General features: G+C 69.9%; 20 protein-coding genes. 10 read left to right on the top strand and 10 right to left on the bottom strand.

Annotated elements, in window-relative coordinates; genetic code table 11:
- Nucleotides 1-200 precede the first annotated feature (200 nt).
- From KF708C_RS35515 to KF708C_RS07370, 4 genes are all read right to left on the bottom strand, one after another.
- The gene (locus KF708C_RS35515) at nucleotides 201-863 is read right to left on the bottom strand and encodes a hypothetical protein (protein ID WP_156173755.1); all 663 of its coding nucleotides are present in this window, start codon (nucleotides 861-863) and stop codon (nucleotides 201-203) included.
- Between the two features lie 240 nt (nucleotides 864-1103).
- The gene (locus KF708C_RS34395) at nucleotides 1104-1631 is read right to left on the bottom strand and encodes a DNA-deoxyinosine glycosylase (protein WP_082079462.1); all 528 of its coding nucleotides are present in this window, start codon (nucleotides 1629-1631) and stop codon (nucleotides 1104-1106) included.
- Nucleotides 1632-1689: 58 nt separating this feature from the next.
- Complete coding sequence (htpG, locus tag KF708C_RS07375; protein ID WP_059411332.1) at nucleotides 1690-3603, bottom strand: molecular chaperone HtpG; 1914 nt, start codon at nucleotides 3601-3603, stop codon at nucleotides 1690-1692.
- A gap of 125 nt (nucleotides 3604-3728) precedes the next feature.
- The gene (locus tag KF708C_RS07370; protein ID WP_370552796.1) at nucleotides 3729-5129 is read right to left on the bottom strand and encodes an aminotransferase-like domain-containing protein; all 1401 of its coding nucleotides are present in this window, start codon (nucleotides 5127-5129) and stop codon (nucleotides 3729-3731) included.
- A gap of 201 nt (nucleotides 5130-5330) precedes the next feature.
- On the opposite strand from KF708C_RS07370, the gene KF708C_RS07365 reads away from it, so the two are divergent.
- The 8 genes from KF708C_RS07365 to KF708C_RS07330 all read left to right on the top strand — a co-directional run bounded on the left by KF708C_RS07365 (nucleotide 5331) and on the right by KF708C_RS07330 (nucleotide 11339).
- Nucleotides 5331-6014 (top strand): VOC family protein, encoded by a 684-nt coding sequence (locus KF708C_RS07365; RefSeq protein ID WP_029043145.1) that lies wholly within the window; start codon nucleotides 5331-5333, stop codon nucleotides 6012-6014.
- Nucleotides 6015-6089: 75 nt separating this feature from the next.
- A complete protein-coding gene (locus tag KF708C_RS07360; RefSeq protein ID WP_059411331.1) occupies nucleotides 6090-6809 on the top strand; it encodes an alanyl-tRNA editing protein in 720 nt (239 codons plus the stop codon).
- Nucleotides 6806-7459, top strand: a complete 654-nt coding sequence (locus KF708C_RS07355) for a LysE family translocator (protein WP_020200804.1) — start codon at nucleotides 6806-6808, stop codon at nucleotides 7457-7459. The genes KF708C_RS07360 and KF708C_RS07355 overlap by 4 nt, the downstream gene beginning before the upstream one ends.
- 9 nt (nucleotides 7460-7468) lie before the next feature.
- Nucleotides 7469-8473, top strand: coding sequence for a DMT family transporter (locus KF708C_RS07350; protein ID WP_059411330.1), 1005 nt, complete (start codon nucleotides 7469-7471; stop codon nucleotides 8471-8473).
- 11 nt (nucleotides 8474-8484) lie between these two features.
- Nucleotides 8485-8940 carry a RidA family protein gene (locus tag KF708C_RS07345; protein WP_020200806.1) on the top strand — a complete coding sequence of 152 codons (456 nt, stop codon included), beginning with the start codon at nucleotides 8485-8487 and terminating at the stop codon, nucleotides 8938-8940.
- Nucleotides 8941-9018: 78 nt separating this feature from the next.
- Nucleotides 9019-9348 (top strand): DHCW motif cupin fold protein, encoded by a 330-nt coding sequence (locus tag KF708C_RS07340; RefSeq protein WP_020200807.1) that lies wholly within the window; start codon nucleotides 9019-9021, stop codon nucleotides 9346-9348.
- Between the two features lie 42 nt (nucleotides 9349-9390).
- The gene (locus KF708C_RS07335) at nucleotides 9391-10578 is read left to right on the top strand and encodes an aminotransferase-like domain-containing protein (RefSeq protein ID WP_020200808.1); all 1188 of its coding nucleotides are present in this window, start codon (nucleotides 9391-9393) and stop codon (nucleotides 10576-10578) included.
- Nucleotides 10579-10694: 116 nt separating this feature from the next.
- Entirely contained in the window at nucleotides 10695-11339 is a 645-nt protein-coding gene (locus KF708C_RS07330; protein ID WP_029043146.1) for a glutathione S-transferase family protein, read from the top strand.
- Nucleotides 11340-11366: 27 nt separating this feature from the next.
- Here KF708C_RS07330 and KF708C_RS07325 read toward each other — a convergent pair whose 3' ends face one another.
- Complete coding sequence (locus KF708C_RS07325) at nucleotides 11367-12038, bottom strand: LysE family translocator (RefSeq protein ID WP_059411329.1); 672 nt, start codon at nucleotides 12036-12038, stop codon at nucleotides 11367-11369.
- Nucleotides 12039-12513: 475 nt separating this feature from the next.
- Between KF708C_RS07325 and KF708C_RS07320 the strand changes: the two genes are divergently transcribed.
- Nucleotides 12514-14190, top strand: coding sequence for an L-lactate permease (locus KF708C_RS07320; RefSeq protein ID WP_029043147.1), 1677 nt, complete (start codon nucleotides 12514-12516; stop codon nucleotides 14188-14190).
- Nucleotides 14191-14259: 69 nt separating this feature from the next.
- Here the strand turns inward: KF708C_RS07320 and hutG are convergent, their stop codons facing one another.
- The 5 genes from hutG to hutU form a co-directional block, all read right to left on the bottom strand.
- Complete coding sequence (hutG, locus tag KF708C_RS07315) at nucleotides 14260-15222, bottom strand: formimidoylglutamase (protein WP_059411328.1); 963 nt, start codon at nucleotides 15220-15222, stop codon at nucleotides 14260-14262.
- Complete coding sequence (locus KF708C_RS07310) at nucleotides 15219-16526, bottom strand: MFS transporter (protein WP_020200813.1); 1308 nt, start codon at nucleotides 16524-16526, stop codon at nucleotides 15219-15221. Before KF708C_RS07310 ends, hutG begins: the two co-directional genes overlap by 4 nt.
- Nucleotides 16527-16602: 76 nt before the next feature.
- Nucleotides 16603-18000, bottom strand: a complete 1398-nt coding sequence (locus KF708C_RS07305; protein WP_059411384.1) for an amino acid permease — start codon at nucleotides 17998-18000, stop codon at nucleotides 16603-16605.
- Between the two features lie 119 nt (nucleotides 18001-18119).
- Nucleotides 18120-19658 carry a histidine ammonia-lyase gene (hutH, locus tag KF708C_RS07300; RefSeq protein ID WP_059411327.1) on the bottom strand — a complete coding sequence of 513 codons (1539 nt, stop codon included), beginning with the start codon at nucleotides 19656-19658 and terminating at the stop codon, nucleotides 18120-18122.
- Between the two features lie 2 nt (nucleotides 19659-19660).
- Nucleotides 19661-21346 carry a urocanate hydratase gene (gene hutU / locus KF708C_RS07295; protein ID WP_020200816.1) on the bottom strand — a complete coding sequence of 562 codons (1686 nt, stop codon included), beginning with the start codon at nucleotides 21344-21346 and terminating at the stop codon, nucleotides 19661-19663.
- 364 nt (nucleotides 21347-21710) lie between these two features.
- Between hutU and KF708C_RS07290 the strand changes: the two genes are divergently transcribed.
- Nucleotides 21711-23543, top strand: coding sequence for an ABC transporter ATP-binding protein (locus KF708C_RS07290; RefSeq protein WP_020200817.1), 1833 nt, complete (start codon nucleotides 21711-21713; stop codon nucleotides 23541-23543).
- Nucleotides 23544-23567: the final 24 nt, after the last annotated feature.

Raw genomic sequence — 23567 nt, 5'->3', positions numbered from 1 at the left:
CAGCCAATGTCAAGCCACGCTGCGCCATCTGCTTGCGCATCCACAACACGGCTTCGGATCGCACACGCAGAGCTTCGGGCGAGACCGTTTCCGTAAAAAGATTTTCTACTGGCATTGATCGAATCACCGGTAAGGATGACTGCGGTAACGGTTCTTGAGTGACGTTTAGCGATACGGATCAACATTCGCCACGAGATCAATCATGCGATGCCGTATAGCCCTGTGGGCACGATAGTTGGCAATTTTCGCTCAAACGTCCTAATGCATTCATGGGAGATCTGTCGGATGCTCGCATCTATCACACCCATCACGGGAACATCTATATCCCCTATCGATGTACGCCAACCAGTCCCATCTAAGCGCTTGAGCTTGTAGTAGCTATCTGCAAGCGATGCATCGACATGCGCGCCACCATCTTGATTTGCTACCCAATCGACGAGATGCCAGCGAGTGAACTTGTTCCCATCCTTGTCTCGTATCACCACAGACTGTCGCCACCAATCCGGATAGGGAGTTCGGATCGCGCGCGGTGTTGAAAGACCTGACGTAATGAGTGGAATAAACCGGGCTTGGGCTTCCGACGCTTGGAGCGATACAAGACCCGTATGAGTCATCAGATTGCTCGCGGAATAAGTGAAGCCGGTATCAATGAACCGCCAGTCCGTTCCTTTGAGATGGCGAAGCAATGAAATATTGTCTTTACCGCTACTATTCAACAGGACGCGAAGAGACGTCGCCATGCGGACCGCCTCCGAATGATCCCCTTCGTCGTACGCCTTTGCCGATTTAATGAGGAACTTAAGTTGTTCGCTGGTCTTTTCAAGAAAGTCTGCACTCGTTAGAGCTACTCTCTTATCTAGCATCGATGGGTCTCCAGTCTTAGTTCCTCAGCGTTTCAAGATAGTCAGACGCTTCCTGGATTACCTAGGAAGCCGCCAGGGACACCGCCCAGTCTCGGCCAGCAGTTCCGTACATACCAGTGAGCCTAGATGCCCTGCGGCCGCATCTCCTGGACCGTCCCTGCGATGATCGGAAAGCGTGGGCCGGTGACAACTCGCGCCATACAGTAGTTAACAAAAATCGAATGTGTTGGCACCGAAACGTCAACGAGCCTTTGCCAACCATATCCGCAGCTCCTGCCAAGCACGCAGTTTTTCCGAATACGGCATAGTATGGGCAGGACTACTCGAAGGAAGCCTGACGACGCGATGGTTGCCACCACGCTGCCCGAGGGCCTTCAAACCAATACGCTCTGCCGTACCGCCATTGAACGCGACTACGTTCAGCTTTGGTAGCGACTCGACCAAACCCACTAGGTCATTTCCAGCATGATCGCGTATGTTGCTGTCCAAGCTGCCTTCCCGCTTGGCCTCAGCTACGACGTCCCATAGACCAACGTGATGCACCAGAAGCGTTTGCAATCGCGCGGCGTAACCCATGTGAACCAGATTCTCACCGAGGACGTCGCCGACCAACCGCCAAAATGCATTCTGCCGATGCGCATAATACTGCCCCTGCGCCAGCGACGCCTCGCCCGGCAGGCTGCCCAGGATCAGCACGCGCGTGCCGGCGTCGACCACGGGCGGGAAGCAGCGCTTGAGCGCCGTTGTCTGTTGCGGGAGTGCTGTCATCGCGGATGCAGACGCCGCCCTCCCCCGCGCGGCAAGGGAGGGCGGCCGGGACCGACCGTCAGGCCAGCAGCTTGTTGATGCGGCGCACGTAGGCCGACGGATCTTCCAGCGTGCCGCCTTCGGCCAGCAGGGCCTGGTCGAACAGCACGTGGACGCGGTCGCCGAAGGCTTCGTCGGCGGGGCCGGCCTCGGCCAGCGCGCGCAGCTTGCGCACCAGCGCGTGGTCCGGGTTCAGCTCCAGGATGGGCTGGGCGTCGGGCGCCTTCTGGCCGGCCTGCTTGAGCAGGCGCTGCAGGTAGCCGCTCATGTCGCCTTCGTCGGAGACCAGGCACGAAGCCGATTCGGTCAGGCGCAGCGTCACGCGCACGTCCTTGGCCTTGCCGTCGAGCACGGCCTTGGCGCGTTCGAGCACTTCCTTCCAGTCGCCTTCGGCCTTCTCCTGCTCGGCCTTTTCGTCGGCGTCGGCCAGCGCGCCGAGCTCGAGGTCGCCGCGCGCGACCGACACCAGTTCCTTGCCGTCGAACTCGCGCAGGAAGGACAGCATCCATTCGTCCACGCGGTCGGTCAGCAGCAGCACTTCGATGCTCTTCTTGCGGAACACTTCGAGGTGCGGGCTGGACTTGGCCGCGGCCCAGCTATCGGCCGTGACGTAGTAGATCTTGTCCTGGCCTTCCTTCATGCGGCCCACGTAGGCGGCCAGCGCGACGCTCTGCTCGGCGCTGTCCTGGTGCGTGGAGGCGAAGCGCAGCAATTTGGCGATGCGCTCGAGGTTGCCGGCGTCCTCGCCCAGGCCTTCCTTGAGCACCTGGCCGAACTGCTCCCAGAAGGTGGCGTACTTGACGCGTTCGGCTTCGTCGTCGCTGTCGGCCAGCGTCTCCAGCATCGACAGCACGCGCTTGGTGCAGCCTTCGCGGATGGCCTTGACGTCGCGGCTTTCCTGCAGCAGTTCGCGCGACACGTTGAGCGGCAGGTCGGCCGAATCCACCACGCCCTTGACGAAGCGCAGGTAGGACGGCAGCAGCTGCTCGGCCTCGTCCATGATGAACACGCGCTTGACGTAGAGCTTGAGGCCGCCCTTGTGGTTGCGGTCGAACATGTCGAACGGCGCGCGCGCCGGCACGTACAGCAGCTGGGTGTATTCGCTGCGGCCTTCGACGCGGTTGTGGGTCCACGCCAGCGGGGCCTGGTTGTCGTGCGAGATGTGCTGGTAGAACGCGGTGTACTGCTCGTCGGTGATGTCGGACTTGGAGCGCGTCCACAGCGCGCTGGCCTGGTTGACGCTCTCCCACTCGCCGGTTTCCTTGTACGCGCTGGTGTCGGCGTCCCACACTTCCTTGGGCATGCGGATCGGCAGCGAGATGTGGTCCGAGTATTTCTGGATGATGCCCTTGAGCTTCCACGCGGAGAGGAAATCGTCCTCGCCTTCGCGCAGGTGCAGCGTGATGGTGGAGCCGCGCTCGGCGCGGTCGATGGCGTCCACGCTGAACTCGCCGTCGCCGGCGCTTTCCCAGCGCACCGCCTCGCTCGCGGGCAGGCCGGCGCGGCGCGTTTCCACCGTGACCTTGTCGGCGACGATGAAGGCCGAGTAGAAGCCCACGCCGAACTGGCCGATCAGCGCGGCGTCCTTCTGCTGGTCGCCGGAGAGCTGCTGGAAGAATTCCTTGGTGCCCGAGCGGGCGATGGTGCCGAGGTTGCGGATAGCCTCGTCGCGGCTCATGCCGATGCCGTTGTCGGTGATCTTCAGCGTGCGGGCCTTGGCGTCCGCCTCGATGCGGATGGCGAGGTCGGCGTCGTTCTCGAGCAGGGCCGGGTTGGCGATCGCCTCGAAGCGCAGCTTGTCGGTGGCGTCCGAAGCATTGGAGATCAGCTCGCGCAGGAAGATTTCCTTGTTGCTGTACAGCGAGTGGATCATCAGGTGCAGCAATTGCTTCACTTCCGCCTGGAAGCTCATCGTCTCGTGCGGTGCGGTCATGGTTCTCCTCTTGGCTAACTTGGCTGACTTGGCTGGAACGGGAATCCGGTTCCCTGGCCGCGGCGCGCTGGCGCCGGGGCGGTGTCCCGGAACATAGGGGCGCGGGGCCCGGATTTCAAGTGCGGCTAGCGGCGCTCGAGCTGGCGCGCCAGGAAGGCCAGCATGCCCGCGTCCTGGCTGCTGGCGACGTTGAAGCGCATCCAGCCCGAGGGCATCTGCGACGGCGAGAACAGGCTGCCGGGCGCGAACAGGTAGCCTTCCTCGTGCCCGGCGGTGGCGATGGCGTTGGTGTCGCGCCCGGTGTCGGCCCACAGGTACATGCCGGCGTGCTGGCCCGGGAACAGCGCCAGGCCCATGCGTTCCAGCGTGCGGCGGGTGTCGTCGCGAGCGCGGTCCAGGCGCGCGCGCACGCGCTCCACGTGCTTGCGGTAGTGGCCTTCGGTAAGCACCTTGTAGAGCACACGCTCGTTGATTTCCGGCGAGGCCAGGCCGGCCAGCAGCTTGCTGTCGGTCAGGCTGGCGGCGGTCTCCGGGTGCGCGGCGATGAAGCCCACGCGCAGGTTGGCGGCCAGCGTCTTGGAAAAACTGCCGAGGTAGATCACGCGGCGCAGCTGGTCCAGGCTGGCCAGCCGCGTGGCCGCATGGCCGGGCGGGCACAGGTCGCAGTAGATGTCGTCCTCGACGATCAGCAGGTCGTACTGCTCGGCCAGCCGCAGCAGTTGAAAGGCCTTGGCCGCCGACAGCGAGGTGCCGGTCGGGTTGTGCAGCACCGAGTTGATCACCATCAGGCGCGGCCGGCGCGCCTGCAGGATGCGCTCCAGCGCCTCCAGGTCCGGGCCTTCGGCGGTGTAGGGCATGCCGATCAGCTGCGCGCCCTGCGCGGCGAAACGGCCGAACATCACGAACCAGGCCGGGTCGCCCACCAGCACCGCGTCGCCGGCGCGCAGGTAGAGCCGGGCGATCAGGTCGAGCGCCTGGGTGATGCCCGAGGTCAGCACGATCTGCTCGGGCGCGGCGCCGATCTCCAGCTCGGCCAGGCGGTTGCGCAACTGCTGGCGCAGCGGCAGGAAGCCCTGCGGCGTGCCGCTGACCAGGAAATGGCTGCCCGGCTGGCGGCCCAGCCCGCGCAGCGCGCTGGCGACCAGCTCGCCGTCGAGCCAGTCGTTGGGCAGGAAACCCTGGCCGGGCGACTTGTGCGGCTCGCTCGAGTGATACATGCTGCGCAGCAGCCAGGTCACGTCGATATTGCGCGAGCCGGTGGCCACCGGCGCCACCGCCGGCGCCTGCGGGGTGCGCTCGCGCACGTAGAAGCCGGAGCCGCGGCGCGACTCCAGATAGCCCAGCGCCACCAGCCGCTCGTAGGCTTCCACCACGGTGAAGCGGGAAATGCCCTTGTCCTGCGCCAGCTGGCGGATCGAGGGCATGCGCATGCCGGCGCGGAAGATGCGCTCGTCGATGCGCAGCCGCGCCCACTCGGTCAACTGCTCCACCAGCGTCATCTGCGCCGACGGCACCGGGCTGGGCATGCGCTCGGTCGGCGGCGGCACCAGGCGCAGCGGGCGCGGCGCCTCGGCCGTCACGCCCCCGGCGGCGGCGCCTGCCTTATCCTTGAGGCCCGGCGCGGCCAGGTCGTCGCTGTTCATGTCGTGCTCCCGCCACTGTACTGTGAATGATCTGCATAACTGTATAGGTACTGTACCGACAACCTTCACTACCATCAACACACAATGACGCTAGCTCTCGACCATCTCGTGATCGCCGCCGCCACGCTCGAGGCGGGCGCGCAGCATGTCGCCGAGGCGCTGGGCGTGCCGGCGCAGCCGGGTGGCGCCCATCCCGGCATGGGCACGCACAACCGCCTGCTCGGCCTGTTCGGCGGGATCTACCTGGAAATCATCGCCATCGACCCCGCGGCGCCGGCGCCGGCGCGCCCGCGCTGGTTCGGCCTGGACGGCGAGGCGGTCCAGGCGCGCCTGCGCGGGGGCCCGTTCCTGCTGAACTGGGCGGCGCGCGTGGCGCGCCCGGCCGACCTGTCGCTGTGGCAGTCGCAGTACCCGGCGCGCATCGCCCCGGTGATCCCGATGACACGCGGCGACCTGCGCTGGCGCATCACGGTGCCCGAGGACGGCAGCCTGCCCGGCTGGCCCGCCGACGAGGACGGCCCGGCCGTGGCCGGCGACGGCGTGCTGCCCACGCTGATCCAGTGGGACGTGCCGCTCCATCCGTCCGCGCGGCTGCCCGGCCAGGGCCTGGCCCTGCGCGCGCTGCGCGGGCGCCATCCGCAGGCGGCGCGGCTCGGGCGCGCGCTGCAATGGCTGGGCGGCGGCGCGCTGATCGCGCTGGAGCCCGGCGACAAAGCCGAGCTGAGCGCCGAGATCGAGACGCCGGACGGCGTGCGCACGCTGCGCTGAGCACCGGCGGCAACACCGGCAGTACCGGCAGTACCGCATTCACCACAAGAACAACGACCGCAGGAGATTTGAGCCATGCCCCCCACCACCCGCAAACGCTTCGACGACGACGCCTATCTCGGCAACTGCACCGCCACCGTGGTGGCCGTGCACGCCGAGGGCATCGAGCTCGACCAGACCGTGTGCTATGCCCGCAGCGGCGGCCAGGCGGGGGACACCGGCACGCTCCGGCTGGCCAACGGCGCCACCGTCGCGCTGCTGGAGACCATCTACTCGCCGGACCGCAGCCGCATCCTGCACGTGCCGGCGCCGGGCTCGGCGCTGCCCGAGCCGGGCGACATCGTCGCCGTCGCCATCGACTGGGAGCGCCGCCACCGCCTGATGCGCCTGCATACCTGCCTGCACCTGCTGGGCTCGCTGATCCCGGTGCCCGTGACCGGCTGCGGCATCTCGCCGGACTCGGCGCGCATCGACTTCGACCTGCCCGAATCGACGCTCGACAAGGGCGATCTGACCGAGCGGCTCAACGCGCTGATCGGCGCCGACAGCCGCGTGCGCATCGACCTCATCACGCCCGCGGAGCTGGCCGCCCAGCCGGAACTGGTGCGCACCGTGGGCGCGGCGCCGCCGGCCGGCAGCGGCGCCATCCGCATCATCGAGATTCCCGGCGTGGACCGCCAGCCGTGCGGCGGCACGCACGTGGCCGCCACCGGCGAGATCGGCGCGGTGGTCGTGACCAAGATCGAAAAGAAGAGCCGCACCAACCGCCGCGTGGTGGTGCAGTTCGCGGCATGACGGGCGCGCTCGCGGGCCCGGACTTGCTGGCCGGGCTGTCGATGGCGCAGTTCGCCGCGCTGCTCACGCTGCTGGCGGTGGGCGCCTTCACGCCCGGCCCCAACACCACCATCGCCGCCGTCACCGGCGCCAACTTCGGCCTGCGTGCCACGCTGCCGCACTGCGTGGGCGTGGCCTTCGGCTTTGCCAGCATCGTGGCGCTGTGCGCCGCCGGCGTGGGCGCGCTGGTGCTGGCCAGCCCGGCGCTGGGGCTGCTGGTGCGCGCGGCGGGCGTGCTGTACCTGCTGTGGCTGGCGCTGCGGCTGGCGCGCAGCGCCGCGCTGGCCGACAAGCAGGTGCTGCGCCCGCTGTCGGTGTGGCAGTCGGTGATCCTGCAATACGCCAACATCAAGGCGTGGATGCTGGCGCTGGCCACGGCCGCCTCCTACATGGCCGGCGCGCAGTCGCCGCTGCGCCGGGTGCTGCTGATGTGCGCGGTGTTCGCCGTGTTCGGCTTCGTCAGCAACGGCGTGTACGGCGCGCTCGGCGCCGGCCTGCGGCACTGGCTGCAGGTTGGCGACCGCATCCGCTGGTTCAACCGCGCGATGGGGCTGGCGCTGGCGCTGACCGCGCTGTGGATCGCGCGGTCCGGCGGCCCCATGTCTCACTGAGGTATCGCGATGACGACCCGATCCGCCTCCCTGCCCCGCCCCGGCGCGGCCCCGCACGCCGGCCACGGCGGCGGCATGCTGCTGGGCTTCGTCGGCGTGGCCGTGTTCAGCCAGACGCTGCCGTTTACCCGCATGGCGGTGGCGGAGCTCGATGCCACCCTGGTCGCGCTGGGCCGCGCCGTGGTGGCCGGCGTGCTGGCGCTGTTGCTGCTGTGGCAGCGCGGGGCCTTCGCCGCCGCGCGCCGCCCGCGCGGCAGCCAGTGGTGGCGGCTGGCCGTGACCGCGCTCGGCGTGGTGGTGGGCTTTCCGCTGTTTTCCTCGCTGGCCATGCGCGAGGTGCCGGCCGGGCACGGCGCCATCATCACCGGCCTGCTGCCGCTGGCCACCGCCGTGTTCGCCGCGTGGTTCGGGCGCGAGCGCCCGTCGGCGGGCTTCTGGCTGTCGGCCGCGGCGGGCAGCGCGCTGGTGGTGGCCTTCGCGCTGTGGCAGGGCGCCGGCGGGCTCCAGCACGCCGACTGGCTGCTGTTCGCCGCGATGGTGCTCGGCGCGCTGGGCTATGCCGAAGGCGGCAAGCTGTCGCGCGAGCTGGGCGGGCAGGAGACCATCAGTTGGGCGCTGGCGGTGTCGATGCCGGCGCTGCTGCCGCTGGTGGCCTGGCTGGCGCTCGCGCATGCCGGGCAGATCGCCGCCGCCTCGCCGCGCGCGTGGCTCGGCGTGGGCTATGTGTCGGTGTTCTCGATGTTCGTCGGCTTCCTGTTCTGGTACGCCGGGCTCGCAAAAGGCGGCGTGGCGCGCGTGGGCCAGATACAATTGCTGCAGCCGTTCCTCACGCTGGCGGGCGGCGCCCTGATGCTGGCCGAGCCGCTCGACGCCGCCACCCTCGCCTTCGCGGTGGCGGTGATCGGCGTGGTTGCCGCGGGCCGCCGTACCGCCGTGCGCAGCGCCCCCGCTGGTCCCGTGCCCGCGCCCGCCGCCGAAGAACTCCACCCCATCCCTCCGGGACGACCCCACTGACAGGAGACCTTATGTCCGTCTACGACACCCTTGCCCGCCTCGGCATCGAACTGCCCGGCGCCGGCGCCCCCGCCGCCGCCTACGTGATGGCCGCCCAGACCGGCAACACCGTATTCCTTTCCGGCCACATCGCGCGCAAGGACGGCAAGCCGTGGGCCGGCAAGCTCGGCAAGGACCTCACCACCGAAGACGGCAAGGCCGCCGCGCGCGCCATCGCCATCGACCTGCTGGCCACGCTGCACGCGCACCTCGGCGACCTGAACCGCGTCACCCGCGTCGTCAAGCTGATGAGCCTGGTCAACTCCACGCTGGAATTCACCGAGCAGCACCTGGTGACCAACGGCGCCTCGGAGTTCCTCGTCGAAGTGTTCGGCGACGCCGGCAAGCATGCCCGCAGCGCCTTCGGCGTGGCGCAGATCCCGCTCGGCGCCTGCGTCGAGATCGAACTGATCGTCGAGGTCAAGTAAGCCCCGGCCACCGGGCCGGCGCGCGGCATCCCGCGCGGCCGGCCCGCCACGACAGACAAACGAACCCCCGCCTTTCCCATGCGCATCGACAACCTGCCGTTCGGCACCACCGACTGGTCCGCCGTCGCCCCGACCCGCCACCCGGGCGAGACCGGCGAAGCCCTCTGGCGCACCCGCCAGTTCGGCGATATCCGAGTGCGCATGGTGGAGTATTCTGCCGGTTATCTCGCCGACCACTGGTGCACCAAGGGCCACATCCTGTTCGTGCTGGACGGCGAGCTGCATACCGAGCTGGAAGACGGCCGGCAGTTCGTGCTCCGCGCGGGCACGAGCTACCAGGTCGCCGACCAGGCCGAGCCGCACCGTTCGTCCACGCCGACCGGCGCGCGGCTTTTTATCGTTGACTGAGTCGGGCGCGCCCGACTCCCATACCCATACCAAGAGACCATCATGAACTGGGCCATCTCCCGCCGGGCACAAGCTCTGACCAGCTCGGCCATCCGCGAAATCCTGAAAGTCACCGAGCGTCCGGAAGTCATTTCCTTCGCCGGCGGCCTGCCCTCCCCGGCCACGTTCCCGGTAGCGGCGATGGAGCAGGCGGTAGCCCGGATCTTCGCCGACAACCCGCAGGCCGCGCTGCAGTACGCCGCCACCGAGGGCTACATGCCGCTGCGCGAGTTCGTCGCCAGGCGCCACAACGTGGGCGTGGAGCGCGTGCTGATCACCACCGGCTCGCAGCAGGCGCTGGACCTGATCGCCAAGGTGATGATCGACCCGGGCAGCCCGGTGCTGGTGGAGACGCCCAGCTACCTCGGCGCGCTGCAGGCGTTCTCGCTGTTCGAGCCGGAGTTCGTCTCGGTGCCGGGCGACGACAAGAGCCTGCTGCCCGAGGCGCTCACGCCCGAGCTGACCGCCGGCGCGCGCTTCCTGTACGCGCTGCCCAACTTCCAGAACCCGACCGGCCGCCGCATGCCGCTGGAGCGCCGCCAGGCGCTGGTGGCGCGCGCGCGCGAGCTGGGCCTGCTGCTGGTCGAGGACGATCCCTACGGCGAACTGAGCTACCGCGGCGACCAGCTGCCGAGCCTGCTTTCGATGAACCCGGACGGCGTGATCTACATGGGCTCGTTCTCCAAGATCCTGGCCCCCGGCCTGCGCCTGGGCTACGTGATCGCCCCGCCCGACCTGCACTTCAAGCTGTGCCAGGCCAAGCAGGCCTCGGACCTGCACACGCCGAGCTTCACGCAGCGCCTGGCGTTCGAGGTGGTGCGCGACGGCCTGCTGGATTCGCACATCCCCACCATCCGCACGCTCTACGCCGCGCAATGCCAGGCCATGCTGGACTCGCTCGCGCGCCACATGCCCGAGGGCGTGAGCTGGAACGCGCCGGAAGGCGGCATGTTCATCTGGATGGAGCTGCCCGAAGGGCTGGACAGCATGGAGATCCTGCAGGAAGCGGTCAAGCGCAACGTGGCCTACGTGCCGGGCGCGCCGTTCTACGCCAGCAACCCGCGCCGCAACGCGCTGCGCCTGGCCTTCGTGACGGTGGCGCCGGAGCGCATCGAGCAGGGCGTGGCCATCCTCGGCACGCTGTTCCGCGAGGCCATCGCCAAGCAGGCGCCGCAGGCCAGGGCAGCCTGAACGCCGCACGCCGCGCGGCTCGGCCTCCTGGCTGATACCTGCGCGGCGGGCTTCATGGCAAGATAGCGGCCATCGCCCGTTCGCACGGGCCTGGCACAGCCAAGGGAGACGTGTTCGTGCTGCGTATCTGGGGTCGACTCTCATCGATCAACGTGCAGAAAGTGGTCTGGTGCGCGCGCGAGCTGCACCTGGACCACGAGCGCATCGACATCGGCATCCGCGAGGGCGACCTCGACACCGAGGCCTACGTGCGCCTCAACCCCAACCGCCAGATCCCGGTGATCGAGGATTTCCGCGGCACCGACGTGGGCGGCGAGCCCTTCGTGCTGTGGGAGTCCAATGCCATCGTGCGCTACCTGTGCGCGCATGACGGCGAAGACACCCTGTGGCCCGGCAACGTCAAGGCGCGCGCGCTGGCCGACCGCTGGATGGACTGGCAGACCAATACCTTCAGCCCCGCGATGGTGGATGCCTTCCGCCAGCTCGTGCGGGTGCCGGAAGGCGAGCGCGACCAGGCCCTGATCGCGCATTCGCTGGCGCGCACCGAGCCGCTCGCGGCCCGGCTCGACGAAGCGCTGGCCGACCGCGAATTCATCTGCGGCGACCGCTTCACGATGGCCGACATCCCGCTGGCCTGCTCGGCCCACCGCTGGCTGGGCATGCCGGCGCAGCGCCAGCCGCGCCCCCATCTGGAGCGCTGGGTGGCCGCCATGCGCGCGCGTCCGGCCGCGTCCGGCATCCTCGTGCTGCCGCTGGCCTGAGCGGCCAGCCGCCATCTTCCCGGTCTTCTACCTGGCGCGGTGTCCGCCCGACACCGCCGCCAGCACGCCCAGCCCGATCAGCGCCCCGCCCGTGACGTAGCGGCCCGCCGCGCTGGCGCCGCGGGCGCGCCCCAGCAGCGGCAGCAGCGCCGCCGCGGCCAGCACGTAGCAGCAATCGGTAAAGGACGCGACCAGCACGAACGTGGCGCCCAGCACCATGCTCTGCGGCAGCGCGGGCGCGGCCGCGTCCATGAACTGCGGCAGAAAGGCGGCGAAGAACAGCGTGGTCTTCGGGTTCAGCATGGCCACCACCATGCCGTCGCGGAACACCTTGCCGAGGCTGGCCGCCGGCACCGCCCCGCCGGCGTCCGCCGCCGAGCGCGCGCGCAGGGCCCGCACGCCGAGGTAGACCAGGTAGGCCGCGCCGGCGTACTTGACCACCGCGAACGCCAGCGCCGACACCGCGAACAGCGCCGCCAGCCCCAGCGCCGCCGCCAGCGCGTTGACCAGATTGCCCAGCGCCACGGCGGCCACCGAGGCCAGCCCGCTGCGGCGGCCCTGCGACAGCGTGCGCGTGACGATGTAGATCACGGCGGGCCCGGGCGTGACCGCCAGCACCAGGCTGGCCAGCACGAAGGCGGCGAACAGGGCTCCGCCCGGGATGGCGTGGGAGATGGCAAGCGGCATGGCGAACGGCATGGCAAGGCTCCTTCGGGATCGCGCGGCGCCGCCGGCGGCGGACACTGGCGGACACTGGCGGATACTGGCGGACATCAGCGCATTCTGCCACCGCCGGCCCGCGCCGGCATGCATTTGCGGATCGGCACGTTTGGAGTAACCTCCCGGGGGTGCGCGGCGTGCCCCGCCCTGCCCCCAGGCAAACCCTGATCCGTGAATCCGGTTCATGGGGGTGATGATCCGATTTAGGGCGGCGCGGCGGGAACCCCTCCTTAGAATCCGAAGTTTGTCCCACAGGCGGCCCGCGTGGTCCGGGGCAGGAAACCGGGAAAAGCGGCCAACGCGGCCAGCGCGACCAGCGTCACGAGCACCGCAAGAGCCGCTGAACGGACGAAGAAGCAGCCGAGAAAAGAAAACAGCCGATAAACCGCTGAGACATGGCAGGCCGGAGCCGAAGCAAAGAAAACCTGCCGCCCAACCCGAGGAGGATGCAGACATGTGGAGTCAAATCTATGACCCGCTAGGCAGCATGGCGTTGTCCACGCTTGCCGCAGGGGTACCCGTGGCCGTGCTGCTGGCAGCACTGGCGTTCTTTCACCTGCAGGCCCACCTGGCCGCCGGGCTGGCGCTGGTGGTGGGCGTGGTCATCGCCTCCGCCGTGTTCGGCATGCCGGCCGCGATGGCCGGCAAGGCGGCCGGCCTGGGCATCGTCTCGGGCCTGTTCCCGATCGGCTGGATCGTCCTCAACATCATCTTCCTGCACCGCCTGACCACGCTCAACGGCTCGTTCCGGGTGCTGCAGAACTCGATCTCCGGCATCACCGAGGACCGCCGCCTGCAACTGCTGCTGGTGGCGTTCAGCTTCGGCGCGTTCTTCGAGGGCGCGGCCGGCTTCGGCACGCCGGTGGCGGTGACCGGCGCCATCCTGATCGGCCTCGGCTTCTCGCCGCTGGCCGCCTCGGGCCTGGCGCTGATCGCCAATACCGCGCCGGTGGCCTACGGCGCGCTGGGCGCGCCGCTGATCGGCCTGGCCTCGGTCACGGGCCTCGACCTGCTGCAGCTCTCGGCGATGGTCGGCCGCCAGTTGCCGTTCTTCTCGGTGCTGGTGCCGTTCTGGCTGATCTGGGCCTTCGCCGGCTTCCGCGGCATGCTGGCGATCTGGCCCGCCATTCTGGTGGCCGGCGTGTCGTTCGCGGTGCCGCAGTTCCTGGTGTCGAACTTCCACGGCCCGTGGCTGGTGGACGTGATCGCCGCGCTGGTGTCGATGGGCTCGCTGACGCTGTTCCTGAAAGTCTGGAAGCCGAAGGAGACCTGGACCTCCACGCGCATCCTGGGCCGCCACGACGACTCCAAGGTCGACGACCCCGAAGCGGTGGCCGCCGAAGCGCGCGCCAACGCCGCCTCCGCCGGCATCTCGGTGGTCAAGGCATGGGTGCCGTGGGTGATCCTGACGGTGTTCGTGTTCGTCTGGGGCATCCCGGAATTCAAGAAGCTGATGGACGGCATCTGGCAGTGGCGCTTCCCCATCCCCGGCCTCGACAAGGCCGTGCTCAAGGTGCCGCCGGTGGTGCCCAAGCCCACCGCCGAAGGCGCGGTGTTCGCCTTCAACGTGCTGTCGATGGCCGGCACCGGCATCCTGGCCTCGGCGCTGCTGGGCGGCCTGCTGATGGGCTACTCGGTGCCGCGCCTGATCAAGGAATACTGGGAAACCATCAAGCTGGTGAAGTACTCGCTGCTGACCATCTGCGCGATGTTCGGCATCGGCTACCTGACCCGCTACTCGGGCCTGGACGCCACGATGGGCCTGGCCTTCGCCCACACCGGCGTGCTCTACCCGCTGTTCGGCACCATGCTGGGCTGGCTGGGCGTGGCGCTGACCGGCTCCGACACCGCCTCCAACGTGCTGTTCGGCGGCCTGCAGAAGACCACGGCGGAACAGTTGGGCCTGTCGCCGATCCTGATGGCCTCGGCCAACAGCTCGGGCGGCGTGATGGGCAAGATGATCGACGCGCAGTCCATCGTGGTGGCGTCCACCGCCACCAAGTGGTACGGCCATGAGGGCGAGATCCTGCGCTACGTGTTCTTCCACTCGATCTCGCTGGCGATCCTGGTCGGCCTGTTCATCACGCTGCAGGCGTATGTGCATCCGTTCACGCAGATGGTGATCCGCTGACGGACCGGCCGCCGATGGCGGCCTTCCCTCTCCCGCGCGCGGGAGAGGGAAGCAAGAAAATCCAAACGATCAGGCCAGCAGCCGGTACGCCAGCCGCGCCGCCGCCCGCGCGCCGCAGCCATCGCGGTCGTACAGCGGATTGAATTCGGCGAGGTCGGCCACGCGCAGCTTGCCGCTGGCGCGCACCAGTTCCACCACCGCCTCCACCACCGGCAGCGGCACGCCATAGGCCGCGGGCGCCGACACCGCCGGCATCACCGCCGCGGGCAGCACGTCGAGGTCGATCGTCAGATAGACGTGATCCACCGCGTCGATGCGCGCGCGCAGTGCTTCCAGCCGCGCGTCGAGGTGCCGCTCCTGCATCAGCACGTCTTCCACGTAATGCACGCCGAGCGCGTCGGCATGCGCGAACAGCGCCGCGGTATTGCCGAGCCGGCTCACGCCCAGGCAACTGTATTCGAAGCGCTGGCCGCGCGCGCGGCAGGCTTCGGCGATCTGGTCGAACGGCGTGCCGGAGCTGCCGGGGCGGGCCGTGCGCAGGTCGAAATGCGCATCGAGGTTGAGCACCAGCACGCGGCCGTTGTCGCCGCGCGCGTCGAGATGCGCGCGCAGGCCCTGCCACGTGCCCCAGGCGATCTCGTGGCCGCCGCCGAGCACCAGCGTGAAGGCGCCGCGCGCCAGTTCCGCGGCCACGGCGCGGGCCAGCGCCTGCTGCGCGGCTTCGAGGTCGCCGTCGGCGCAGATGACGTCGCCGCCATCGTGGAAGGCTTCGAGGCCGTGCGCCGGCGCGCCGGCCAGCGCGCGGCGGATCTCGTGCGGGCCGCCCGCGGCGCCGGCGCGGCCCTGGTTGCGCAGCACGCCGGCGTCGCAGCAGAAGCCCAGCAGCACCGGCGCGCCCGGCACGCGCGCGGTGCCCGTGCGCACCACGTCGAACAGCCGCCGCGTGTCGCCGCGCTCGTTGCCGTCGGTGCGCCCGCGCCAGACGGCGTGCGCGCAATGGTGCGCGCAATGCGGCAAGGCCATCCCGCTCATGACAGGCGGCGGCCCAGCGTTTCCGGCACCATCGCCAGCCCGGCCAGCGAGACCAGCCCGCAGCCGATCACGTAGAAGGCCGGCGCGTTCGGGTTGGCGGTGAGGTGGATCAGCTCGGTCGAGAAGAACTGCGCGAAGCCGCCGAAGATGGCGATGGCGACGCAATACGCGATCGACAGCCCGGTGGCGCGCAGGCGCTGCGGCAGCACCTCGCTGACCAGCACCATCGAGGCCGGCGAGGTCAGCGACATCGGCACCGACAGGCAGCCCACCACCACCAGCAGGCGCGCCAGGCCCGGCTCGGCGTTGATCAGCACGAAGGCGGGATAGATCATCGCCAGCAGCGCCACGCGCGACCACAGCACCACCGGGCGGCGGCCGAAGCGGTCGGCCAGCCGGCCCGCGAACGGCGACAGCACCACCTGCACGCCAGCCGCCACGCAGGCCGCCCAGATGCCCAGCGACAGCGGCATGTGCAATTGCGACACCGCGTAGTTGCTGAGGTAGTAGACCACGATGTAGGTCGACGAGGCCACGCCGATCATCAGCAGCACGCTGGCCGCCAACGCGCGGCCGTGCTCGCGCAGCAGCTGCATGGACGAGGCGTGCTCCGACGCATGGGCCGCGGGCGCGGTCTCCTCCAGGCGGCGGCGGATCACCAGCCCCACCGGGATCACCAGGATGCCGATGGCGAAGGCCACCCGCCAGCCCCACGCCTCCAGCTCCGCGGGCGCGAGCACGTTGCTAAGCAGCAGCCCGACCAGCGCGCCGAGCAGCGCCGCCAGCCCCTGGCTGAACGGCTGCCAGCTCGTGTAGAAGCCGCGCGAGCGGTCGTCGGCGTACTCCAGCAGCAGCGCGGTGGACGCGCCCATCTCGCCGCCGATGGCGAAGCCCTGCACCAGCCGCGCGAGCAGGATCAGCACCGGCGCGGCGATGCCGATCTGGGCGTAGGTCGGCGTGACCACGAAGATCACCGCGCTCAGGCCCATCAGCCACAGCGTCAGCGCCACCGCCGGCTTGCGGCCCGCGCGGTCGGCGTACATGCCGATCAGCAGGCCGCCGAGCGGGCGCATCAGGAAACCCACGCCGAAGGTGGCGAAGGACAGCAGCAACTGGCCGGTGGCGTCGGCCACCGGGAAATACAGGCGGCCGATCAGCGTGGCGAAGAAGCTGTAGACCACGAAGTCGTAGAACTCCAGGCCGTTGCCGATGGTGATGGCGGCGATGGCCTTGAAGCGGGACAGCGGCGCGGGCGCGGCGCCTTGCAGGGCCGCGGCGCCGGGGGCGGTGTTGTCGATGAGCATGATGTCTGCCTGGAACGATGTAATCATGGCGCCCGCGCGGCGAGGCGCCGGGGGGCGTCGGGGAGATGGCGCGAGGTCAGTCCGGCGCCAGCGCGGGCTCGCCGTGCGGATCGCGGCGCGGCCGCACCCACAGCCACCACGCCGCCACCAGCAGCGCGAGCCAGACCGCGCCCACCGCGAGCGCGGCGCGGGTCTGCGGAAACCAGCCGAGCACGCCGAAGACGAACAGCATGAAGCCGATCGCCGCGAGCGGCGCCAGCGGCCAGAACGGCACCGGGAACTTGAGCGCGGCCGCCTCGGCGCGGCTCATGCGCCGGCGCATGACGAACTGCGACAGCAGGATCATCAGCCACACCCAGACCGTGGCGAAGGTGGCGATGGAGGCGATCAGCACGAACACGTCCTCGGGCATCACGTAGTTCAGCACCACGCCGGCCAGCAGCGCCAGCGCCATCACCACCACCGTCATCCACGGCACGCCGTTGCGCGAGACGCGGGCGAACGCGCGCGGCGCGTGGCGCAGCACGGCCATGCCGTACAGCATGCGGCCGGCGCCGAAGATGTCGCTGTTGATGGCCGACACCGCCGCCGAGATCACCACCACGTTGAGCACCGCCGCGGCCGAGCCGATGCCCAGGCGGCTGAAGATCTGCACGAAGGGGCTGCCCTCGCTGCCGACGCGGTGCCACGGATAGAGCGACATCAGCACGCCCAGCGTGAGCACGTAGAACAGCAGGATGCGCAGCGGCACCGCGTTGATCGCGCGCGGAATCACGCGCTCGGGGTCGCGCGCCTCGCCGGCGGTGATGCCGATGATCTCGATGCCGCCGAAGGCGAACATCACCACCGCGAACGAAGCGATCACGCCAGCCACGCCGTTGGGCATGAAGCCGCCGTGCGCCCACAGGTTGTGGATGCCGGTGGCAGCGCCGCCACCGGCCATGCCGAGGCCGAACAGCATGATGGCCACGCCGCCGCCGATCATGGCGACGATGGCGCCGACCTTGAGCAGCGACAGCCAGAACTCCAGCTCGCCGAAGACCTTGACGCTGAGCAGGTTGAGGCCGCCGATCAGGAACACGATGCCGAGCACCCAGATCCAGCGCGGCACGTCCGGGAACCAGAACCCCATGTAGATGCCGAACGCGGTCACGTCGGCCAGGCAGACGATGACCATCTCGAAGGTGTAGGTCCAGCCGAGCAGGAAGCCCGCCAGCGGCCCCAGCGCCGTGTTGGCGTACTGGCCGAACGAGCCGGACACCGGGTTGCGCACCGCCATCTCGCCGAGCGCGCGCATCACCATGTAGACCGCGGCGCCGCCGATCAGGTAGGCCAGCAGCACGGCCGGGCCGGCCGCCTGGATGGCCGAGGCCGAGCCGTAGAAAAGTCCGGTGCCGATCGCCGAACCGAGCGCCATGAAGCGGATGTGGCGCGCGCCCAGGCTGCGCTGCAGGCCTTGCGGCTGCTGTTGCATCTGCATCTGTTCTGTCTCCGGGTCATTGTTCTGTCGCGCCCGTTTGCGGGCGGCGCGGGCGGGCATCCGCGCGCGCCGCCCCGGGCGTCATGGCATGGCGCGCCCTGACGCGCGCGGCGTCACAGGCTGGGCAGCAGCCCCGCCGGCAGCAGCGCGTTCAACCCGCCCGCGGCCAGCAGGCGGCTGGCCGCCTCGATGTCGGGCGCGAAGAAGCGGTCCTTCTCGTAGTACGGCACCTCGGCGCGCAGCAGCGCGCGCGCCTGCTCCAGCGGCGGCGAGCTCTTGAGCCCTTCGCGGAAGTCCAGGCCCTGGCACGCGCCCAGCCATTCCACCGCGAGGATGCCGCGCACGTTCTCGGCCATCGCCCACAGCCGCTTGCCGGCGTTGGGCGCCATCGACACGTGGTCTTCCTGGTTGGCCGAGGTCGGCAGGCTGTCGACGCTGTGCGGATGCGCGAGCGCCTTGTTGTCGCTGGCCAGCGCGGCGGCGGTGACCTGCGCGATCATGAAGCCGGAGTTGACGCCGCCGTTGGCCACCAGGAACGGCGGCAGCTGCGACATGTGGCGGTCCATCATCAGCGAGATGCGGCGCTCGGACAGCGAGCCGGTCTCGGCGATGGCCAGGGCGATGTTGTCGGCGGCCATCGCCACCGGCTCGGCGTGGAAGTTGCCGCCCGAGATGACGTCGCCTTCGGCGGCGAACACCAGCGGGTTGTCGGACACCGCGTTGGCTTCCGCCGCCAGCACCTCGGCGGCCTGGCGCAACTGCGTCAGGCAGGCGCCCATCACCTGCGGCTGGCAGCGCAGCGAGTACGGGTCCTGCACCTTGTCGCAGTCCGCGTGCGAGCGCGCCAGTTCGCTGCTCTCGCCGAGCAGCGCGCGGTAGGCCGCGGCCGCGTCGATCTGGCCGCGCTGGCCGCGCACGGCATGCACGCGCGCGTCGAACGGCGCGCGCGAGCCGAGCATGGCCTCCACGCTCAGGCCGCCGCACACCAGCGCGGCGCCGAACAGGTCCTCGGCCTCGAACAGGCCGCGCAGCGCGTAGGCGGTCGAGACCTGCGTGCCGTTGAGCAGCGCCAGCCCTTCCTTGGCCGCCAGCGTCAGCGGACGCAGGCCGGCCACTTCCAGCGCCTGGCGCGCCGGCAGCCACTGGCCGCGGTGGCGCGCCTGGCTCTCGCCCAGCAGCACCAGCGACATGTGCGCGAGCGGCGCGAGGTCGCCCGAGGCGCCGACCGAGCCCTTGAGCGGGATGTGCGGATAGACCTCGGCGTTGACCAGCGCGACCAGCGCCTCGATCACCTCGCGGCGGATGCCGGAGAAACCGCGCGCCAGGCTGTTGACCTTGAGCAGCATGATCAGGCGCACCATCGCGTCGTCGAGCGGCTCGCCCACGCCGGCGGCGTGCGACAGCACCAGCGAGCGCTGCAGGTTCTCCAGGTCTGCGCTGGCGATGCGGGTCTGCGCCAGCAGGCCGAAGCCGGTGTTGATGCCGTAGGCGGTGCGGCCCTGCGCGACGATGGACTCGACGCAGGCCACGCTGGCGTCGATGGCGGCGCCCGCGCTGTCGTCGAGGCGCAGGCGCAGCGGCTGCCGGTAGGCGGCGCGCAACTGGGCCAGGCTCAACTGGCCGGGCTTGAGGGTCAGGTCGGTTGCGCTCATGCTCAGGCCTCCTTGCCGCCGGTGATCATCGGCAGGTTCAGGCCCTGCTCGCGCGCGCACGCGATGGCGATCTCGTAGCCCGCGTCGGCATGGCGCATCACGCCGGTGGCCGGGTCGTTGTGCAGCACGCGCGCGATGCGCGCGGCGGCCTCGTCGGTGCCGTCGCACACGATCACCACGCCGGCATGCTGCGAGAAGCCCATGCCCACGCCGCCGCCGTGGTGCAGCGACACCCAGGTGGCGCCGCTGGCGGTGTTGAGCAGCGCGTTGAGCAGCGGCCAGTCGGACACCGCGTCGGAGCCGTCGCGCATGCTTTCGGTCTCGCGGTTGGGGCTGGCCACCGAGCCGGAATCGAGATGGTCGCGGCCGATCACCACCGGCGCCGACAGCTCGCCGCTGCGCACCATCTCGTTGAAGGCCAGGCCGAGCCGGGCGCGCTGGCCGAGGCCGACCCAGCAGATGCGCGCCGGCAGGCCCTGGAAGCTGATGCGCTCGCGCGCCATGTCGAGCCAGCGGTGCAGGTGCGCGTCGTCGGGGATCAGCGCCTTGACCTTGGCGTCGGTCTTGTAGATGTCCTGCGGGTCGCCCGACAGCGCGGCCCAGCGGAACGGGCCCACGCCGCGGCAGAACAGCGGGCGGATGTAGGCCGGCACGAAGCCGGGGAAGTCGAAGGCATTGGCCACGCCCTCTTCCTTGGCCATCTGGCGGATGTTGTTGCCGTAGTCGAAGGTGGGCACGCCCATCTTCTGGAAGTCCAGCATGGCCCGCACGTGGCGCGCCATCGACTGCTTGGCGGCCTTGACGGTGCCGGCCGGGTCGGTGCGCGCGCGGTCGCGGTACTGGCCCCAGGTCCAGCCGGCCGGCAGGTAGCCGTTGAGCGGGTCGTGGGCGCTGGTCTGGTCGGTGACCATGTCCGGGCGCACGCCGCGGCGCGCCAGCTCGGGCAGCACCTCGGCGGCGTTGGCGCACAGCGCGATGGAGATGGCCTTGCCCTCGGCCGTGTAGCGGGCGATGCGCGCCAGCGCGTCGTCGAGGTCGGCGGCCTGCTCGTCCACGTAGCGCGTGCGCAGGCGGAAGTCGATGCTGGCCTGCTGGCATTCGATGTTGAGCGAGCACGCGCCGGCCAGCGTGGCGGCCAGCGGCTGCGCGCCGCCCATGCCGCCCAGGCCCGCGGTCAGCACCCAGCGGCCCTTGAGGCTGCCGCCGTAGTGCTGGCGCCCGGCCTCGACGAAGGTCTCGTAGGTGCCCTGCACGATGCCCTGGCTGCCGATGTAGATCCACGAGCCGGCGGTCATCTGGCCGTACATGGCGAGGCCCTTGGCATCGAGCTCGTTGAAGTGCTCCCAGGTGGCCCAGTGCGGCACCAGGTTGGAGTTGGCGATCAGCACGCGCGGGGCGTTGGCATGGGTCCTGAACACGCCGACCGGCTTGCCCGACTGCACCAGCAGGGTCTCGTCGTCGCCCAGCGTCTTGAGCGTGGCGACGATCTGGTCGTAGCAGTCCCAGTTGCGCGCGGCGCGGCCGATGCCGCCGTACACCACCAGCTCCTTCGGGTTCTCCGCCACTTCCGGGTCGAGGTTGTTCATCAACATGCGCAGCGGCGCCTCGGTCTGCCAGCTCCTGGCATTCAGTTGGCTGCCGCGCGGGGCGCGGATCTCTACATCGCGGAAACGGAGGCTGTCGCTCACGGGGGAACTCCTTGGGATTGACGCTGGAATGCGGCCGGCACGCTCACCGTGCGGCCATGTCGTGGGTGTATAGTGTTGTATATACAAGCATAGATGTATTGGTGATTTCCCGGATATGGCGGGCTGACGGCGGGCAAGCAGGCCGGATATGTGCGGGGAGCGGCACGGAAAGCGGCGCGGGCGGCGCCCGGGAGACCGCGAGCCATGCCGGGCGGCGCGGTCCGCATGTGCCCGGAAGGCGTCATGCCGGGCGCCGGCGGCGGCCCGGCGGCGGCGTCCGATCTGGGTATCATGGCAGTCCGTGCCGCCCGGCCGCGGTCGCGCCACCGCGGCCGGACGCCCTCCCCCAGACCCCAGGAGATCCATGCTGCTGCGCTTGATGGAACGAATGATCGACCCGTTTCGCGGCCTGCCCGACACCGAGCCGCCGGGCCGGATCTGGCGCTTCTACGCCTATTACCTGCGCGAGGTGTGGCCGGTCTTCGCCCTGCTGCTGGCGGTGGGGCTGGGCGGCGCGCTGATCGAGGTGGCGCTGTTCGGCTTCCTCGGCCGGCTGGTGGACCTGGCGCAGGCGACGCCCGGGCCGGCGTTCTTCCGCCTCCATGCCGGCGAGCTGGCCTGGATGGCGGTGGTGGCGCTGCTGCTGCGCCCGCTCTTCAACGGCCTGCACGACATCCTCGTGCACCAGGTCATCAACCCCAGCCTGGGCAACCTGGTGCGCTGGCAGAACCACCGCTACGTGCTCAAGCAGAGCATGTGGTTCTTCCAGAACGACTTCGCCGGGCGCATCGCCCAGCGCATCATGCAGACCGGCTTCTCGCTGCGCGACTCGGCGGTGCAGGCGGTGGACGCGATCTGGCACGTGCTGATCTACGCCGCCAGCTCGCTCTACCTGTTCGCCGAGGCCGACTGGCGCCTGATGCTGCCGCTGCTGCTGTGGATCGTCGGCTACGTGGCCGCGATGCGCTACTTCACGCCGCGCGTGAAGGCGCGCTCGGTGGCCGCCACCGGCGCGCGCTCGCGCCTGATGGGGCGCATCGTCGACGGCTACACCAACATCGCCACGCTCAAGCTGTTCGCCCACACGCGCCTGGAGGAGGACTACGCGCGCGAGGCGATGGCCGACCTGACCGACAAGGCGCGCAGCTCGGGCCGCATGGTCAGCGCGATGGACTTCACCGTGACCGCGCTCAACGGCGCGCTGATCGCCGCCACCACCGGGCTGGCGCTGTGGCTATGGAGCGAGGGCCACGTCAGCGTGGGCGCGATCGCGCTGTCGGCCGGGCTGGTGATCCGCATCGTCAACATGTCGGGCTGGATCATGTGGGTGGTCAACGGCATCTTCGAGAACGTCGGCCAGGTGCAGGACGGCATGCAGACCATCGCGGTGCCGCGCAAGGTGGCCGACCGCGCGGGCGCGCCGCCGCTGCGCGTGACGCGCGGCGAGGTGCGCTTCGAGGGCGTGGGCTTCCACTACGGCAAGGGCTCGGGCGTGATCGAGGGACTCGACCTGACCGTGCGGCCGGGCGAGAAGATCGGTTTGGTGGGGCCATCCGGCGCCGGCAAGTCGACGCTGGTCAACCTGCTGCTGCGGCTCTACGACGTCGAGCGCGGCCGCATCCTGATCGACGGCCAGGACATCGCCGGCGTCACCCAGGAAAGCCTGCGCGCGCAGATCGGCATGGTCACGCAGGACACCTCGCTGCTGCACCGCTCGATCCGCGACAACCTGCTCTACGGCCGCCCCGGCGCCAGCGAGGCCGAGCTGATGGCCGCCGCCGCCGACGCCCACGCGGCCGACTTCATCCCGCTGCTGCGCGACGCCGGCGGCGCCACCGGGCTCGACGCGCAGGTCGGCGAGCGCGGCGTCAAGCTCTCGGGCGGGCAGCGCCAGCGCATCGCGGTGGCGCGCGTGCTGCTCAAGAACGCGCCCATCCTGATTCTCGACGAAGCCACCTCGGCGCTCGACTCGGAGGTGGAGGCGGCCATCCAGGAGAACCTGGAGACGCTGATGCGCGGCAAGACCGTGATCGCCATCGCGCACCGGCTCTCCACCATCGCGCGCATGGACCGGCTGGTGGTGCTGGACGACGGCCGCATCGCCGAAAGCGGCACGCATGCCGAGCTGCTGGCGCGCGGCGGCCTGTACGCGCGGCTGTGGGCGCACCAGACCGGCGGTTTCGTCGGCGTGGCATAGCGCGCCCGGCGCCGGACACCGGAC

The organism is Cupriavidus basilensis, assembly GCF_000876015.1.
Taxonomy (GTDB): Bacteria; Pseudomonadota; Gammaproteobacteria; order Burkholderiales; family Burkholderiaceae; genus Cupriavidus; species Cupriavidus basilensis_B.
Note: the sequence above shows the minus strand (reverse complement) of the source record. Positions and strands in the feature narration are given on the sequence as shown.

Bases quoted from the DNA above. Each gene is read 5' to 3' on its own strand.
- KF708C_RS35515 (WP_156173755.1), bottom strand. From the start codon at position 863: ATGCTAGATAAGAGAGTAGCTCTAACGAGTGCAGACTTTCTTGAAAAG.
- KF708C_RS34395 (WP_082079462.1), bottom strand. From the start codon at position 1,631: ATGACAGCACTCCCGCAACAGACAACGGCGCTCAAGCGCTGCTTCCCG.
- htpG (WP_059411332.1), bottom strand. From the start codon at position 3,603: ATGACCGCACCGCACGAGACGATGAGCTTCCAGGCGGAAGTGAAGCAA.
- KF708C_RS07370 (WP_370552796.1), bottom strand. From the start codon at position 5,129: ATGCCCAGCCCGGTGCCGTCGGCGCAGATGACGCTGGTGGAGCAGTTG.
- KF708C_RS07365 (WP_029043145.1), top strand. From the start codon at position 5,331: ATGACGCTAGCTCTCGACCATCTCGTGATCGCCGCCGCCACGCTCGAG.
- KF708C_RS07360 (WP_059411331.1), top strand. From the start codon at position 6,090: ATGCCCCCCACCACCCGCAAACGCTTCGACGACGACGCCTATCTCGGC.
- KF708C_RS07355 (WP_020200804.1), top strand. From the start codon at position 6,806: ATGACGGGCGCGCTCGCGGGCCCGGACTTGCTGGCCGGGCTGTCGATG.
- KF708C_RS07350 (WP_059411330.1), top strand. From the start codon at position 7,469: ATGACGACCCGATCCGCCTCCCTGCCCCGCCCCGGCGCGGCCCCGCAC.
- KF708C_RS07345 (WP_020200806.1), top strand. From the start codon at position 8,485: ATGTCCGTCTACGACACCCTTGCCCGCCTCGGCATCGAACTGCCCGGC.
- KF708C_RS07340 (WP_020200807.1), top strand. From the start codon at position 9,019: ATGCGCATCGACAACCTGCCGTTCGGCACCACCGACTGGTCCGCCGTC.
- KF708C_RS07335 (WP_020200808.1), top strand. From the start codon at position 9,391: ATGAACTGGGCCATCTCCCGCCGGGCACAAGCTCTGACCAGCTCGGCC.
- KF708C_RS07325 (WP_059411329.1), bottom strand. From the start codon at position 12,038: ATGCCGTTCGCCATGCCGCTTGCCATCTCCCACGCCATCCCGGGCGGA.
- KF708C_RS07320 (WP_029043147.1), top strand. From the start codon at position 12,514: ATGTGGAGTCAAATCTATGACCCGCTAGGCAGCATGGCGTTGTCCACG.
- hutG (WP_059411328.1), bottom strand. From the start codon at position 15,222: ATGAGCGGGATGGCCTTGCCGCATTGCGCGCACCATTGCGCGCACGCC.
- KF708C_RS07310 (WP_020200813.1), bottom strand. From the start codon at position 16,526: ATGCTCATCGACAACACCGCCCCCGGCGCCGCGGCCCTGCAAGGCGCC.
- KF708C_RS07305 (WP_059411384.1), bottom strand. From the start codon at position 18,000: ATGCAACAGCAGCCGCAAGGCCTGCAGCGCAGCCTGGGCGCGCGCCAC.
- hutH (WP_059411327.1), bottom strand. From the start codon at position 19,658: ATGAGCGCAACCGACCTGACCCTCAAGCCCGGCCAGTTGAGCCTGGCC.
- KF708C_RS07290 (WP_020200817.1), top strand. From the start codon at position 21,711: ATGCTGCTGCGCTTGATGGAACGAATGATCGACCCGTTTCGCGGCCTG.